This window comes from Streptomyces sp. NPDC050703 (assembly GCF_040654435.1).
GTDB lineage: Bacteria > Actinomycetota > Actinomycetes > Streptomycetales > Streptomycetaceae > Streptomyces.
Genome location: NZ_JBFAHX010000025.1, coordinates 23706 through 39779 on the forward strand (window position 1 = coordinate 23706; position 16074 = coordinate 39779).

Below are 16074 nucleotides of genomic sequence, written 5' to 3' on the forward strand. Positions count from 1 at the left end.
TTCGGAAGTGTCCGCACTGGTCACACGCGTCCTCCTGGGTCGGATGTACGGCAATGGAGCTGGTACTCCGCCCCGTCTCGCCCGAGATCATGCATTGTTCGCGCCAGGAAGTCCAGATCTTGATCTTGCGAAGTCGCCCTGAAAACATCTGCGTTCAAACACCGACTGCTTCATGACCCCACGATCGGACGGATGTTATGTATCGGGCTCAACTGCCCACTCTCGCGGGGCTTTTCGAGAAACACGCCGATTTCGCACCAGAACGGACGGCTCTCGCCTTCGATACGCAGGAGTGGACTTACGCGGAGCTCGATGTCCGCGCGAATCGACTGGCGGCATATCTGCTCGGTCGGGGAGTCCGGGCAGGCGCTTTCGTCGGTGTGTGCACCGACCGGCGGTCCGACATGGTGGCGGCCACCCTCGCCGCGCTGAAGTGCGGGGCGGTCGTCGTCCCGCTGGACGTGTCGTACCCCGCGGAACGCCTCGCCTGGATGGCCGAGGACGCCGGGCTCGACCTGGTCGTCACCCGCAGGCCGCACGACAAGCTGCTGCCGCTCATGAGCGCCCCGGTGGTGCGCCTGGACGACGATGCCGAACAGATCGCGGCGTGCGGCGCGGAACGGCCCGGCCTTCAGTCGGCGGCGCAGCCCGCCTGCATGATGTACACCTCCGGTTCCACGGGGCGCCCCAAGGGAGTGCTCACCACCCAGAAGGCCGTCATCAGGCTGGTCGTGGACACCTGCTACCTGCGGCTCGGCCCCGAGGACCGGGTCGGCTTCGGCGGCAACCTCTCCTTCGACGCCAGCGTCCTGGAGATCTGGATGGGGCTGCTCAACGGCGCCGCCCTGGTGGCCATCGACCGGGAGGTGATGATCTCCCCGCGCCATCTGCGGCAGTTCGTCGAGGACCAGCGGCTCAGCACGGTGTTCGTCACCACCTCCCTGTTCAACGAGGTGGTCCGCAACGAGCCCGCGGCCTTCGCCACCGTGCCCCAGCTCGTGATCGGCGGCGAGGCGGCCGACCCCGGCAGCGTCCGGGCCGCCCGTGAGCACCTGCCGCCCGGCGGCCGGCTGCTGAGCGGCTACGGCCCCACCGAGGCGAGCACCTTCTCCGCCGTCTACGACACGGCCGCGCTGCCGCCCGACGCCGACGCCGTCCCCATCGGCACCGCCATCGACCAGACGCTGCTCTACGTGCTCGACGAGCGGCTGCGGCCCGTGCCCGACGGCACACCGGGCGAGCTGTACATCGGCGGCACCGGTGTCTCCTACGGCTACTGGCGCCGCCCCGACCGCACCGCGGGCTCCTTCCTGCCGGACCCCTTCGCGGGCGGCGGGGCGCGGATGTACCGCAGCGGGGACCGGGTGACCCGGCGCCCCGACGGCGTCATGGAGTTCGGCGGTCGGCTCGACGGCCAGGTGAAGATCCGCGGTTTCCGGATCGAACTGGGCGAGGTCGAGGAGGCCCTGCGCGCCCACCCCTGCGTGGTCGCGGCCGTCGCCACGGTGCGCGAGGACCGGCCCGGTGACAAGCGCCTCGTGGGCTACGTGGTCCCCGCGGGCGACGCGGCCGGACAGGACGAGGAACTGACGTCACGGATACGGGAGTTCGTCCGCGAGCGGCTGCCCGCCCAGCTGGTGCCCAGCGCCCTGGTCGTCCTCGACCGCGTCCCCCTCACCCCCAACGGCAAGGCCGACCGCGCCGCGCTGCCCGCCCCCGCCGCCCACGCCGCGGCCGAAGGACCGCGGGCCGAGCGCGACTCCACCGAGGAGTCGATCGCCGGGATCTGGGCCGACGCCCTGGGCGTCGACGACGTCGCCACCGACCGGAACTTCTTCGACCTCGGCGGCCACTCCCTGATCGCCACGCAGGTGGTCGCACGCATCCGGGCCGTCCACGGCGTCGAACTCCCGATGCGGCTGATGTTCGAGGGGCGTACGGTGGCCCAGCTCGCCGAGGCGGTGCGCGCCGCCGGCGCCGCGCCCGAGGACCACGCGGAGCTGCCGGCCGTGCCCCGGCGCGACGATCCGACGCGGGGCCTGCCCTCCTTCGGCGAGGAGCAGTTCCTCTTCCTCGACGAGCTGAAGCCCGGCAACACCGCGTACAACAACGCCTTCGCCTACCGGCTGCGCGGCCCCCTCGACACCGAGGCGCTGCGCCGTGCGGTGCGGGCCCTCGCGGCACGCCACGACGCGCTGCGCACCTCCTTCGACAGCACGGGCGAGACCCGGCTCGCGCTCGTGGCCGACGCGGTGGACCTTGAGTTGCGCACCGCACCCGCGCACCGCCCGGACGACGGGGCGGGGCTGCGGAGCACGCTCGACGAGGAGGCCTACCGCCCCTTCGACCTGGGCGCCGCGCCCCTGCTGCGGGTGCTGCTGGTGCCGCTGGGCGACGAGGACCACGTACTCCAGCTCACCGTGCACGAGATCGTCGCCGACGCCGCGTCGCTGCGCGTCCTCTTCGAGGACCTGAGCGCGCTGTACGCGGGCCGCGCGCTGCCCTCCGAGCCGCCGATCGGCTACCGCGACTTCGCGCAGTGGCAGCGCGGGCGACTCGATGGCGCGGGGGCCACCGAGGGGCTCACGGAACAACTGGCCTACTGGCGCGCGCAGTTGGCGGGCGCCCCCGAGGTGCTGCCGCTGCCCACCGACCGGCCCCGCCCCGCGGTGCAGTCCTTCCACGGCGCCACCCACCACTTCACCCTGCCCGCCGAGCTGGTCACCGGCCTGGACGAGCTGGCGCGGGAGCACGAGGCCAGCCTGTTCATGGTGCTGCTGAGCGGCGTCAAGGCGGTGCTGCACCGCTACACCGGTCTCGACGACCTCGTCATCGGCTCACCGGTGGCGGGGCGGCTGCGGCCGGAGCTCGACCGGGTGGTCGGCTTCCTGGTCAACACCCTGGCGCTGCGCACCTCACTGGCGGGCGACCCGGCCTTCACCGAACTCCTCGGCCGGGTACGGGAGACCTCGCTGTCCGCCTTCACCCACCAGGAGGTCCCCTTCGAGCGGCTCACCGCGGAGCTCGCGCCCTCCCGCGGCCTGAGCCACAGCCCGCTGGTCCAGGTGCTCTTCTCGCTGCACACCATGCCGGGCGAGGGGCTCTCGCTGCCCGGGGTGGAGCGCGAACCGCTGCCGTCGGACTTCTGCGCCACCCAGTTCGACCTGACGTTCACGCTGGAGCGGCGCCCCGACGGGAGCATCGCGGGCTCGGTCATCTACAGCACCGACCTCTTCGACGAGGGCACCGTCGACCGGCTGACCGGACACCTGACCACCCTGGTGCGCGGCGCGGTCGCCGCACCGGAGACCCCGCTCTCCGCGCTGCCGCTGCTGACCGCCCCTGAGCGGGAGGAGCTGCGGCGGCTCAACGACACCGCCGCCCGACTGGCGCCCGGTGCCCCGCGGCTGCTGCACGAGACGGTCGAGGAGCAGGCCCGGCGCACCCCCGGCGCCACCGCGCTCGTCCACGAGGGCGACCGGCTGACCTACGCCGAACTCAACGCGCGGGCCAACCGCCTCGCCCGCCACCTGCGGGAGCGCGGCGTCGGCCCGGAGCGGATCGTCGCCCTGTCGCTCGAACGCGGCCTCGACGTGCCCGTCGCGATCCTCGCCACCCTCAAGGCCGGCGGCGCCTACCTCCCGGTGGACCCCACCTATCCCGAGGAGCGGCGGCAGTTCATGCTGTCGCACTCCCGGGCGGCCGTGGTGCTCTCCGGGACGCTGCCGGACACCCGCGAGCACTCCGCCGAGGACCTGCACACCCCCGTCGACCCGCGGAACCCCGCGTACCTCATCTACACCTCGGGCTCCACGGGACGGCCCAAGGGCGTCCTCGTCCCGCACGCCGGGGTGGTCAACCTGATCACCGACCCGCACTACGACGCGCTGGTGCCCCGCGGCTGCCGGGCCGCGGTCTGGGCGAGCTTCAGCTTCGACGCCTCGGTCTACGCGATGTTCCCCGCGCTCGCCCGCGGCGCCGAGGTGCACCTGGCCCCCGAGCGGGCCCGCACCACGCCCGAGGACCACCTGGACTGGCTGGCCGAGCACCGCGTCGAGAGCACGTTCCTCGCCCCGTACATGGTCCCCGAGGCCGCCCGCCGGCCCCAGCCGGACCTGCGCGGCATCAGCGTCGGCGCGGAGGCGGTCTCCGTCGACGCCTGCCGGCGGCTCGCCGAACGGCTCCGCGAGGACTGCCTCGTCGTCAACGCCTACGGGCCGACCGAGGCGAGCGTCAGCGCCAGCATGTACGCCGTACCGCTCCCGCTGCCCGACGAGCTGTCCGCCGCGGAGAGCCTGCCGATCGGCCGGGCCCTGCGGAACGTACGGCTGCACGTGCTCGACGCGGCGGGTTCGCCCGTGCCCGCGGGGGTCACGGGAGAGCTGTGGATCGCCGGTGAGGGCCTGGCCCGCGGCTACCTCGGCGACCCGGCGCAGACCGCGGACCGCTTCCGCCCCGACCCGCTGGGGCCGCCGGGGACGCGGATGTACCGCACCGGCGACCTCGCCCACCGCAGGGCCGACGGGGAGCTGGTCTTCGCCGGCCGCGCCGACCAGCAGATCAAGCTGAACGGCCTGCGGGTGGAGCCCGGTGAGATCGAGGCGGTGGCCGAACGCCATCCCGCGGTCGGCGCCGCCCACGTCACGGTGTACGAGGGCGGCCTGGTCGGCTACCTGGAGGTGCCCGAAGCGGACGGCTTCGACCTCGAAGAGGTGCGCGCCTCGCTGACGGCGGCGCTGCCGCGGTCCCTGGTGCCCGGCCGCTTCGTGGTCCTGCCCGAGCTGCCGCTGTCACCCAACGGCAAGCTCGACGCCGCCCGGCTGCCTGCCCCCGGCGCACCGCACACCGCCCGTGGCCGTGCCCCGCGCACCGACACCGAGCGGCTGATCGCCGACCTTCTCGGTGAACTCCTCGACATCGGCGAACTGACCGTGGAGGACCGGTTCTTCGACCTCGGCGGTGACTCCCTGAAGGCGGCCAGGCTCGCCCGCAGGCTCGCCAAGGCCCGCGCCCTGCCCGTACCCACCCTGCTGCCGCTGGTCCTCCAGCAGGGCACGCTCGGCGACCTGGCGGCCGCCGTGGACGCCGCCCTGGTCGCCGCCGCCGGAGCCGTACCCGTGACGCGCACACCACTTTCCGGCGCCGCGCCGCTGCGCCCCGCGGCGCGCCGCACCCTGGCCGAGCTGCTCGACGAAGACAGAGCAGAGGAGAGCTGACGCATGTCGGAAACACGCAGTGCCCGAATGTCCTTCTCCCAGGAGCGCTTCTGGTTCCTGGCGCAGCTGGCGCCCGACGCGGCGCCACCGCTGGTGCACGTGGCGGTGCGGCTGCGCGGCGCGCTGGACGAGGCCGCGCTGACCTCGGCGATCGCGGCCGTGGTGGCCCGCCACGAGGCGCTCCGCACCCGCTTCGCCGAGGTGTCGGGCAACGCCTTCCAGGTGGTGGAGGACACCGCCGAAGCCGTCCTTGAGCACCTGGAGTCCACCGAGGACGAGCTGCCCTCGCTGCTGCGCGAGGTGGCCGCCCGCCCCTTCGACCTGGGCCGCGCGCCGCTGCTGCGGGCGGTGCTCGTCAGGATCGGCGCCGACGACCACGCCCTGCTCCTCGCCGTGCACCACATCGTCGCCGACGGGGCGTCGATGGAGCTGATCGCCGAGGAGGTGAGCACGCTCTACAGCGGCGGCCGGCTCCCCGACGAGCCCGCCCTGCACTACGCCGACTACTCGACGTGGCAGCGCGAGCAGCTCACGGACGAGGCCCTGGACGAGGGACTCGGCTTCTGGCGCGAGCACCTCGCGGGCGTCCCCGAACTCCTCGAACTCCCCGCCGACCACACCCGCCCCGCCGTGCAGAGCTACACGGGCGCCACCCACCGCTTCGACCTCGGCGAGGAACTGACCTCGGCCGTCGTGCGGTTCGGCGCGGAGCGCGGGGCCACCCCGTTCATGACCATGCTCGCCGGATTCCTGGCGTTCGTGCACCGCGCCACCGGGCGCGACGACCTGATCGTGGGCACCCCGGTCACCGACCGGCCCGACCCCGGCCTGGAGCGGGTGGTGGGCTCCTTCACCAACACCCTGCCCATCCGCGGCCGGGTGGACGGCGCGTGGTCGTTCGGCGAGCTCGTCGAGCGGGTGGGCGCGGACGCCCTCGCCTGCTACCCGTACGCCGAAGTGCCCTTCGAGAAGCTCGTCGACGACCTCCAGCCGTCCCGGCAGCTCAGCCACTCCCCCATCGTCCAGCTCATGTTCGCCTGGTACGAGAGCGAGGGGCGCACCCTGCGGCTGCCCGGTCTCGACGTCGAGCAGGTGCCGCTGGACCTCGGCACGGTCCCGCTCGACCTGATCCTCACGGTGGAGCGGCACGCCGCGGGCGCCACCGGGGTCATCGAGTACAACACCGACCTGTTCGACGCCGCCACCGTCGAGCGGTACGCCGACCAGTTCACGGCCCTGCTGGCCGGCGCCGTCGAGCGGCCCGGCACACCCGTCGCCCGGCTGCCGCTGGCCACCGCCGCCGATGCCGAGGCCGTCCGGCGCCTCAACGACACCGCGCGGGAGTTCCCCCGCACCGAACTGGTGCACGAGCGGATCGCCGAACAGGCCCGGCGCACCCCGGACGCCACCGCCGTGGTGCACGGCGACGTCCGGCTCAGCTACGCCGAACTCGACGCCCGCGCCGACCGGCTCGCCAGATCGCTGGCCGCGAGGGGCGCCGGTCCCGAGCAGTTGGTCGCCGTCGAGATGCGGCGCACCGAGGACCTGCCGGTCGCGCTGCTCGCGGTCCTCAAGACGGGCGCCGGGTACGTGCCGGTGGACCCCGACTACCCCGAGCGGCGCAGGCGGCAGATGCTCTCCGACTCCGGGGCCGCCATCGTGCTGACCGGCGCGGAGGCCCCGGACGGGGACGACGCCGCGGGGCAGGGGCCGGTGGCCTCCGCCGTGCTGCCGGAGAACCCGGCGTACGTCATCTACACCTCGGGCTCCACCGGCACCCCCAAGGGCGTCACGGTGCCGCACCGCGCCCTGACCAACTTCCTGTACGCGATGGACGAGCACATCACCGCGGCCGAGGGCTCGGTGTGGCTCGCGACCACCAGCGTCTCCTTCGACATCGCCGGGCTCGAACTGCTCTGGACGCTGGCGCGCGGCGTCACCGTCGTCATCCAGGGCGAGGAGCGGGCGGCGCCGCGCCCCGCGGTGGACTTCAGCCTGTTCTACTTCGCCAGCGCGGAGGGCGAGCAGGGCCCCGAGCCCTACCGGCTGCTCCTGGAGGGCGCCAGGTTCGCCGACGAGCACGGCTTCGCCGGGGTATGGACGCCCGAGCGGCACTTCAACCCCTTCGGCGGGCTGTACCCCAACCCGTCCGTGACCGGCGCCGCCGTCGCCGCGGTGACCTCGCGGATCGCCGTACGCGCGGGCAGCGTGGTGCTGCCGCTCCAGGACCCGCTGCGGGTGGCCGAGGAGTGGGCGGTGGTGGACGGTGTCTCCGGCGGACGCGCGGAGGTGTCCTTCGCCTCCGGCTGGCTGGCCGACGACTTCGTGCTCGCCCCCGACCGGCACGCCGACCGCAAGCGGCACCTCATGGAGGGCATGGACACCGTGCGCGCCCTGTGGCGCGGCGAGAAGGTCGAGCGGGTCAACGGGGCGGGGGCCACCATCCAGGTGGCGTCGTATCCGCGCCCGGCCCGCGGTGGGCTGCCCGTCTGGCTGACCTCCTCCGGTGACGTGGCCACCTTCGAGGCGGCGGGCCGCGCGGGCGTCAACCTCCTCACCCACCTGCTCGGCCAGAGCCTTGAGGAGCTGGCCGAGAAGGTCGCCCGCTACCGCGCGGCCTGGGACGCGGCGGGCCACCCCGGCAGGGGCCGGGTCGCGCTGATGGTGCACACGGCCGTCGGCGAGGACGCCCGAGCGGTGCGCGAGCGGGCCAGGAAGCCCTTCGTCGGCTATCTGCGCAGCTCGCTGGGGCTGGTGAAGCGGCTGCTCAGCGGCGAGGACGCGGCGGACATCGAGGCCCTCGCGCAGGAGGAGCTCGATGTGCTCCTTGAGCGCTACTACGACCGCTTCGCCGACGAGGCGGGCCTCATCGGCTCCCCCGCGTCCTGCGGGCCGATGGTCGAGCGCATCGCGGGCTCCGGGGTCGACGAGATCGCCTGCCTGATCGACTTCGGCATCGACCCGGAGCAGGTCCTCGCCTCCCTGCCCCAGCTCGACCGGCTGCGCGCCCAGTGGGCGAGCGCGGTCGGCGCGCGGGGCCCGGAGGAGGACCAGTCGGTCCTGGCCCAGCTCACCCGGCACGGCGCCACCCACTTGCAGTGCACGCCGTCCCTCGCGCTGGCGCTCGCCGAGACGGACGCCGGTCTCGCGACCCTCGGGAAGCTGGAGCAGCTGGTGATCGGCGGTGAGGCCTTCCCCGCCGCGCTGGCGGGGCGGCTCACCGAGGTGCTGATGGGCCGGGTGCTCAACATGTACGGGCCGACCGAGACCACCATCTGGTCGAGCACCCACCCGGTGACCGGGGACGGACCGCCGCCGATCGGGCGCCCCGTGGCCAACACCCGCTTCCACCTGGTGGACGCGCGGGGTGAGCCGGTGCCGGTCGGTACCCCCGGTGAGCTCCTGATCGGCGGTGACAGCGTGGTGCGCGGCTACTGGGGGCGCCCCGAGCTGACCGCGGAGCGCTTCGTGCCCGACCCGTTCGGGCCGCCGGGCGCCCGCCTGTACCGCACGGGCGACCTCGCGGTGCTGCGCCCCGACGGGACCCTGGAGTACCGCGGACGCCTCGACGACCAGGTCAAGCTGCGCGGCCGGCGCATCGAACTCGGGGAGATCGAGGCGCACATCGAGACCTTCCCCGGCGTGGACCGCGCCGTCGTCGGCGTGGTCGGCGAGGGTGACCGCGCGGCGCTCGCCGGGTGGATACGCCCCCGGGGCGCCGCGCTCACCGCGGCGGACGGCGACGACCCGGAGCTGATCCCGCTGCCGCTCGGCGGTGTGGTCGCCACCGGGGACCACCGGGCCGCCGCCGAGATCCACAAGGAGATCTTCGAGGACGGCGACTACCTCGGTGACGGCTTCCTGCGGCTGTGGGACGGCATGACCGTGCTCGACGCGGGCGCCAACGTGGGCGGCACCACGCTGTGGGTGCACCGCAGTTGCCGCCCCGCGCGGATCGTCTCCGTCGAGCCGATCCCGCCGACCTTCGACCGGCTGAGCCGTACCGTGCGGGCCAACGGCATCGACGCCGTCCTGGTCAACGCGGGCCTCTCCGACACCCCCGGCAGCGCGGAGTTCACCTACTACCCGGCACTGACCGGGCTCTCGGGCCGCTACGCCGACCCGGAGGCCGACCGCAGGCGGGCGGCGGTGCTCATGCCCGCGGCCGACGCCGCGGACGTCGAGGACTTCCTCGCCGACCAGTACCGCAACGAGCGGTTCACCTGCCGGCTGACCACCCTGCACGAGGTGATCGCCGAGCAGGGGCTCGCCGATGTGGACCTGCTGAAGGTCGACGTGGAGCGCGCCGAACTCGACGTGCTCGCCGGGCTCGACGACGCCGACTGGCGCCGGGTGCGGCAGGTCGCCGTGGAGATCGAGGGCGACGGCCGGCGCGACGAGGTCCTCGCCGTGCTGGAGGAGAACGGCTTCGAGACCGCGTCCCGCACGATCCTCGCCGAGCTGGAGGTGGGGATCGTCTACGGCCGCAGGCCCGGCCTCGCGGACGCCGGGCTGCCCGCGGCCACCCCGGTCGGCGACCCGCCCGACCCGGACCGGCTCCGCGAGCACCTGGCGCGCGCCCTGCCCGGCTACATGGTGCCCGAGCACCTCACCACCCTGACCGCCTTCCCGCTCACGCCGAACGGCAAGGTGGACCGCAGGGCGCTGGCCGCCGCGCCGGCGCGGCGGGAGACCGCGCGGGCGGCCGTCGCCGAGGTGCCGCCGCGCAACGAGCTCGAACAGCGCCTGGCCGCGGTGTGGTGCGCGGTGCTCGGCGTCGAGAGGATCGGCGTCCACGAGAACTTCTTCGACGCGGGAGGCAACTCCCTGCTGCTCATCCGGGTGCACGCGCGCCTCACCGGCCTCGGCGAGGGGATCGCCCCGCCGCGCCTGGTGGATCTCTTCGCACACCCGACGATCGCCGCGCTCGCCGCCCACATGGGCGAGGCGGGCGGGGCTCGGGACGGCCGGCGGGACCCGGCCGACGAGCGGGACAGGGACCAGCGGCGCAGCGCGCGGAGCCGGTTCCACCGGCGCAGGAAGGGCGGGGACAGATGACTGACGGGGGAGACATGGGAGAGATGACGGATCGGACGGACGCGGTGGGCGTCGACACCACGGACGCGACGGACACCGAGGACCTGATCGCGATCGTGGGCATGGCCGGTCGCTTCCCGGGCAGCGACAGCGTCCCCGCGTTCTGGCGGCGGGCCGTGGCGGGCACCGAGGCGCTCGTGGAGTACGGCCGCGACGAGCTGATCGCCGCGGGCGAGGACCCCGCGCTCGTCGACGACCCGGACTACGTACGGTCGGGCATGCCCCTGGAGGGTTACGACCGGTTCGACGCCAAGGCGTTCGGCTACACGCCGCGCGAGGCCCGTCTGATGGACCCGCAGGTCCGGATCTTCCTGGAGTGCGCCTGGGAGGCGCTGGAGGACGCGGGCTGCGACCCGGACCGCTACCGCGGGCGCGCCGCCGTGTTCGGCGCGGCCGGCATGACCCGCTACCTGTGGCTGAACGCGGTGCCCGCGCTCGGCGGTTCGCTCAACATGCTCGAAGGGCGCATCCTCAACGACAAGGACTTCCTCGCCACCGCCGCCAGTTACCGCCTCGGTCTGCGCGGTCCCGCGGTCAGCGTGCAAACTGCCTGCTCCGCGTCGCTGGTCGCCGTGCACCTGGCCGTGCAGAGCCTGCTCTCGCACGAGAGCGACATCGCGCTGGCGGGCGGTTCCACCGTCGAACTGCCCCACCGCGTCGGCTACCTCTACAAGGAAGGCAGCATCGGCTCCCCCGACGGGCACTGCCGCCCCTTCGACCACCGCGCCGAGGGCACCGTCGGCGGCAGCGGCGCGGGCGCGGTGCTGCTCCAGCGCTACGACGACGCCGTGGCCGAGGGCCGCAGGGTGTACGCGGTGATCCGCGGTTCGGCCATCAACAACGACGGCGCGGCCAAGGTCGGCTTCACCGCGCCCAGCGTCGAGGGCCAGGCCGCCGCGGTCCGCGACGCGATGGCGCTGGGCGACGTGGCGCCCCACACCGTCGGGTACGTCGAGACGCACGGCACCGGCACCCGGATCGGCGACCCCATCGAGATCGAGGCGCTGCGCAGCGCCTACGGCGTGACGGCGGGTGCCGACGACGGGGATCGGGCGGGCCGGCGGGTCGCGCTCGGCTCCGCGAAGGCCACCATCGGCCACCTGGACGCGGCGGCCGGTGTCGCCGGACTGATCCGCGCGGCATTGGCCGTGCGGGACGGCGTCATCCCGCCGAGCCCGTACTTCGAGAAGCCGAACCCGCTGCTTGAGCTGGAGGACTCCCCCTTCTACGTGCCGGCCGAGAGCACGGTGTGGCCGGCCGGGGACACCCCGCGGCGGGCCGGGGTCAGCTCCTTCGGGGTCGGCGGCACCAACGCCCACGTCGTCGTGGAGCAGGCCCCCGCCCCGGCCACCGGCACCCCGACGCCGCGCGGGCGTGAACTGCTCGTCCTCTCCGCGGTCGACGAGGATGCCCTCGAACGCTGGCGGCTGCGTGTCGCCGACGCGCTCGACGAGCCGGACGAGGCCACGGGCCGGCTGGCGGACGCGGCCCACACCCTGGCCACCGGGCGGCGGCTGCTTCCGCACCGGCTCGCCGTGGTCGCCGCCGACGCCGATGAGGCCGGGGCGCGCCTGCGGGACGTGGACACCCGGCGCGTCAGGGTCGCCGGTGAGCCGCCGTCGCCGGTGTTCCTCTTCCCCGGGCAGGGTGCCCAGCGGCCCGGCATGGCCGCGGGCCTGCACCAGGTGGCGCCGCGCTTCCGCCAGGAGCTCGACACCTGCCTGGAGCTGCTGCGCGGCGAGGGTGTGGAGCTGCGGGACCTCCTGCTCGACCCGGCCGCCGACGCGGACGCCCTGAACAGCACCGACAAGGCCCAGCCCGCGCTGTTCGCGTTCTCCTACGCGCTGGCCCGGCAGTGGCAGGAGTGGGGTCTCGCCCCGCGGGCGATGGCCGGGCACAGCATCGGCGAGTACGTCGCCGCCTGCCTGGCCGGTGTCTTCGACCTGCCCGAGGCGCTGCGCCTGGTGGCCGCCCGCGGCCGTTTGATGGCCGCGCTGCCGCGGGGGAGCATGCTCGCCGTGGCGCTGCCCGAGGACGAGGCCGCGGCGCAGGCGCGGGCCGGGGGCGTCGACCTCGCCGCGGTCAACGGGCCGCGCCAGTGCGTCCTCTCGGGGACGCGGGAGGCCATCGAGGAGCTGCGCGGCGGCCTGGTCGCGCGCGGCGTGCAGTGCAGGCTGCTGCACACCTCGCACGCCTTCCACTCGGCGATGCTCGACCCGATGCTGGCCGCGTTCGAGCGCGAGGTGCGCGCCGTGCGCCTGCGCGAGCCCGCGACGCCGTTCGTCTCCTGTCTGACGGGGAAGCCGATCACCGCCGAGCAGGCGTGCGACCCGGGGTACTGGTCGGCGCAGGCGCGCGGCACGGTCCGCTTCGGTGCCGGGGTGGACCTCATGGCCGCCCGGCAGGACACCCTCTTCGTGGAGGTCGGCGCGGGCAAGGGCATGTCGGAGCTGGCCCGCAGGCATCTGCGCACCCTGCGGCACGCGCCCATCGCCTCGCTCCCGCTGACCGGCGGCGCGGCGCCGGACGCCCAACTCCTCGGCGCGCTCGGCCAGGCGTGGGAGGCCGGTGCCGAGATCGACTGGGCCGCGTACTACGCCGGGGAGCGGCGCGGCCACGCCGAACTGCCCGGCTACCCCTTCGCCAGGGACCGCTACTGGCTCGACGCACCGGCCCGCGGGCAGGCGGCGGCCGTGTCCTCCGGCGCTGCCGACGCCACGGAGGCCGTCCCGGCTCCGCCGGAGCCGGCGGCGCCCACCGGGCCCGGCAGCCGTACCGAGGAGATCGTGCGGGCCGCCTTCGTCGAGGCCTTCGGCGTCGACGACATCGCCCTCGACGACGACTTCTTCGGCCTCGGCGGCACCTCGCTGCTCGCCGCGGAGCTCGTGCACCGGCTGCGCAAGCAGCTGAACAGCGACTTCCCCGTGCGCTACCTCTTCGAGGCGCCGCAGGTGTCCGAACTGGCCGCGCTCATCGACGGCGGCAGCCGGGGTGCCGCGGACGCCGCTCCCCCCGAGCCCGACGAACTCGACGGACTCGACGGACTCGACGGACTCGACGAACTGTTGGCCCAGCTGGAAGGGCTCCCGGAGGACGACCTCCTCGGGCTGCTCGGCACCGGCGGCGCGGAAGGAGTGACGGCATGACCCCGTCCGGACACGAGGACGCCAAGAGCGCGCTGCGGGACCGGCTCGCCGCCCTCTCGCCCGAACAGCGGGCCGCGCTCACCGAGCGGCTGCGCGCCCGTGCGGCCGCCGACGCGCCGCCCCGGCGCCCGCTGCGGTTCGGCCTCTTCTACTTCGCCAACACCGCGGGGGACAAGGAGCAGCCGTACCGCTTCCTGATGGAGACGGCACGCCAGGCCGACCGGCTCGGCTTCGCCGCGGTGTGGACGCCCGAGCGGCACTTCCACGACTTCGGCGGCATCTACCCCAACCCCTCCGTCCTGGGCGCCGCGCTGGCGTCCGCGACGGAGAACGTCCAGATCCGGGCCGGGAGCCTGGTGCTGCCGCTGCACCACCCGGTGCGCGTGGTCGAGGACTGGTCGGTCATCGACAACCTCTCCGGCGGCCGGGCCGGCATCTCCTTCGCCACCGGCTGGCACGGCACCGACTTCGTCATCGACCCGGAGAAGTACGCGGACCGCCGCCAGTACACCTGGGACACCATCCCGGTGGTGCAGAAGCTGTGGCGCGGTGAGGAGGTGTCGTTCCCCGGGCCCGAGGGCACGGAGATCACTCCCACCCTCTATCCGCGCCCGGTGACCCGTGAACTCCCCTTCTGGATCACCGCGTCCGGCAACGCCGACACCTACGCGCAGGCGGGCAGGCTCGGCGCGAACGTCCTGACCGGGCTCATCGGCACCGAGACCGACCGGCTGGCCGCCAACATCGCGCTGTACCGCGCGGAGCGCGCCGCCCACGGCCACGACCCCGGCGCCGGAATCGTCAGCGTCATGCTCCACACCTATCTGGAGGAGGACGCGACCGCCGCGCGCGAGCGCTGCCGTGAGCCGCTGCGCGAGTACCTGCGCGGCTACCTGGGGCAGCAGAGCGACATGATCGGCGGTTCCGGCGCGGAGGCGGGCGGTGCCGACATCGAGGCGCAGCTCGACTTCGCGTACGAGCGCTACGCCCACCAGACCGCGCTGATCGGCTCGCCGCGCACCGTGCGCCCGCTGCTCGACCGCCTCGCGGAGATCGGCGTCGACGAGGCGGCCTGCCTGGTGGACTTCGGCGTACCGCTCGAACAGGCGCAGCGGAGCATCGACCTGCTCGCGGGCGTGCAGGAGGCTTACGCGGCCGGGCCCGCCGCCGGCGCCGCCTCCCTCGTCGCCCCGTCCGTCACCTCCCCGGTCACCACCGCCCCGCTCGGCATCGACCAGGAGCGGATGCACCGGATGCAGAAGGCCCTGCCGCCGGGGCCCGCCAACTACGTGACCACCGGCCTGCGCATCCGCGGCCCGCTCAGGCCCGAGCTGCTCGAAGAGGCGCTGCGCACGGTGGTCGGCAGGCACGAGGTGCTGCGCACGGCCTTCGGTGAGTCGGCGGGCGGTGAGCCCTTCCAGCGGATCGGGGCGCCCGGCGAGTTCCCCGTGGTCCTGGAGCGGTACGACGTCACCGACGTGCCCCCGGCCGAGCGGGTGCGCGCGGCGCGTGCCGTGCGCACCGAACTGGCCCGGCGGCCCTTCGCCGACGGCCTGCCCCCGGTGCGGCTCGCGCTGATCGCGCTGGGCGCCGAGGAGTTCCAGCTCGCGGCGGTCAAGAACCACATGGTCACCGACTGGGTGTCGTTCACCGTCTTCCTCAAGGAGCTGTTCACCGTCTACGGGGCGCTGCTGCGGGGCCGCACCCCCGACCTGCCGCGGCCCGTCCCCTACCGCGTCTTCGCCGAGCAGGAGCGCGCCCGGCTGCGCGACGGGCTCCTGGACGACCAACTGGCGTACTGGGACAAGCAGCTCGCGGGCGCACCCGACCCGGCGACCTTCCCCCTGAAGGAGTCGCTGGGCGGTCAGCGCCCGGCCGTACCGACGTTCGAGGGCCACCGCGCCTGGATGCTGTTCCCCGACGAGACCACCGCTCGGCTCAACGCGCTCAGCAGGGCCGCGCGTGTCACGCCGTTCATGACGGCCTACACCGCGCTCGCCGCCTCGCTGGGACGGACGACGGGCGAGAGCGACCTGGTGCTCGGCTCCCCGACCGCCAACCGCGACCGCACGCCCGACAACCTGCTCGGGCTGCTGCTCCGGCCGATGCTGCTGCGCACCCGGCTGCGCCCCGAGCAGACCTTCCGCGACGCCCTCGCCGACGTGCGCCGGACGGTCTCGGGCGCGCTGTCCCACGCGGAGGCGCCCTACCAGTCGCTGATCGACCGGCTCGCCCCGCACCGCGACATCTCCTGGACCCCGCTGTTCCGGCTCCGCTACCTCTTCCTGCCCTGGAACGACCCGTTCGAGATGTCCGGGCTCCAGCTCAACCCCATCGACACCGACCCGCAGACCTCCCTGTACGACAGCACGCTGACGCTGTGGGACAGCAGGCTCGGCGCCTTCGGGCGGTTCGAGTACGCCACGGACCTGTTCGACCACGACACGGTCGTCGAGGGCATCGAGACGTTCGCCACCATGCTCGCCGCGGCCGTCGCCGACCCGGACACCCGCATCGGTGACCTCCCCGGCACCTCCGCCACCCGCTACCACGTCGACGTGGACCAGCTGGAGGCCCACCTCGGCTCCGAGGGCCCCCCGCAGGACCGCCGATGA

At 74.2% G+C, this 16074-nt stretch carries 4 protein-coding genes; all 4 read left to right on the forward strand.

Translation table 11 applies throughout. From position 1 onward, the window contains the following. The first annotated feature begins 197 nt into the window (after positions 1 to 197). Genes AB0I16_RS22720 through AB0I16_RS22735 form a run of 4 tightly spaced genes read left to right on the forward strand, consistent with a single transcriptional unit; the run spans position 198 to position 16074 of the window. Positions 198 to 5216, forward strand: a complete 5019-nt coding sequence (locus AB0I16_RS22720) for an amino acid adenylation domain-containing protein (RefSeq protein WP_363251303.1) — start codon at positions 198 to 200, stop codon at positions 5214 to 5216. Between the two features lie 3 nt (positions 5217 to 5219). Then, a complete protein-coding gene (locus tag AB0I16_RS22725) occupies positions 5220 to 10274 on the forward strand; it encodes a MupA/Atu3671 family FMN-dependent luciferase-like monooxygenase (protein WP_363251304.1) in 5055 nt (1684 codons plus the stop codon). Between the two features lie 23 nt (positions 10275 to 10297). Then, positions 10298 to 13459 (forward strand): beta-ketoacyl synthase N-terminal-like domain-containing protein, encoded by a 3162-nt coding sequence (locus tag AB0I16_RS22730; RefSeq protein ID WP_363251305.1) that lies wholly within the window; start codon positions 10298 to 10300, stop codon positions 13457 to 13459. After that, entirely contained in the window at positions 13456 to 16074 is a 2619-nt protein-coding gene (locus tag AB0I16_RS22735; protein WP_363251306.1) for a MupA/Atu3671 family FMN-dependent luciferase-like monooxygenase, read from the forward strand. The genes AB0I16_RS22730 and AB0I16_RS22735 overlap by 4 nt, the downstream gene beginning before the upstream one ends.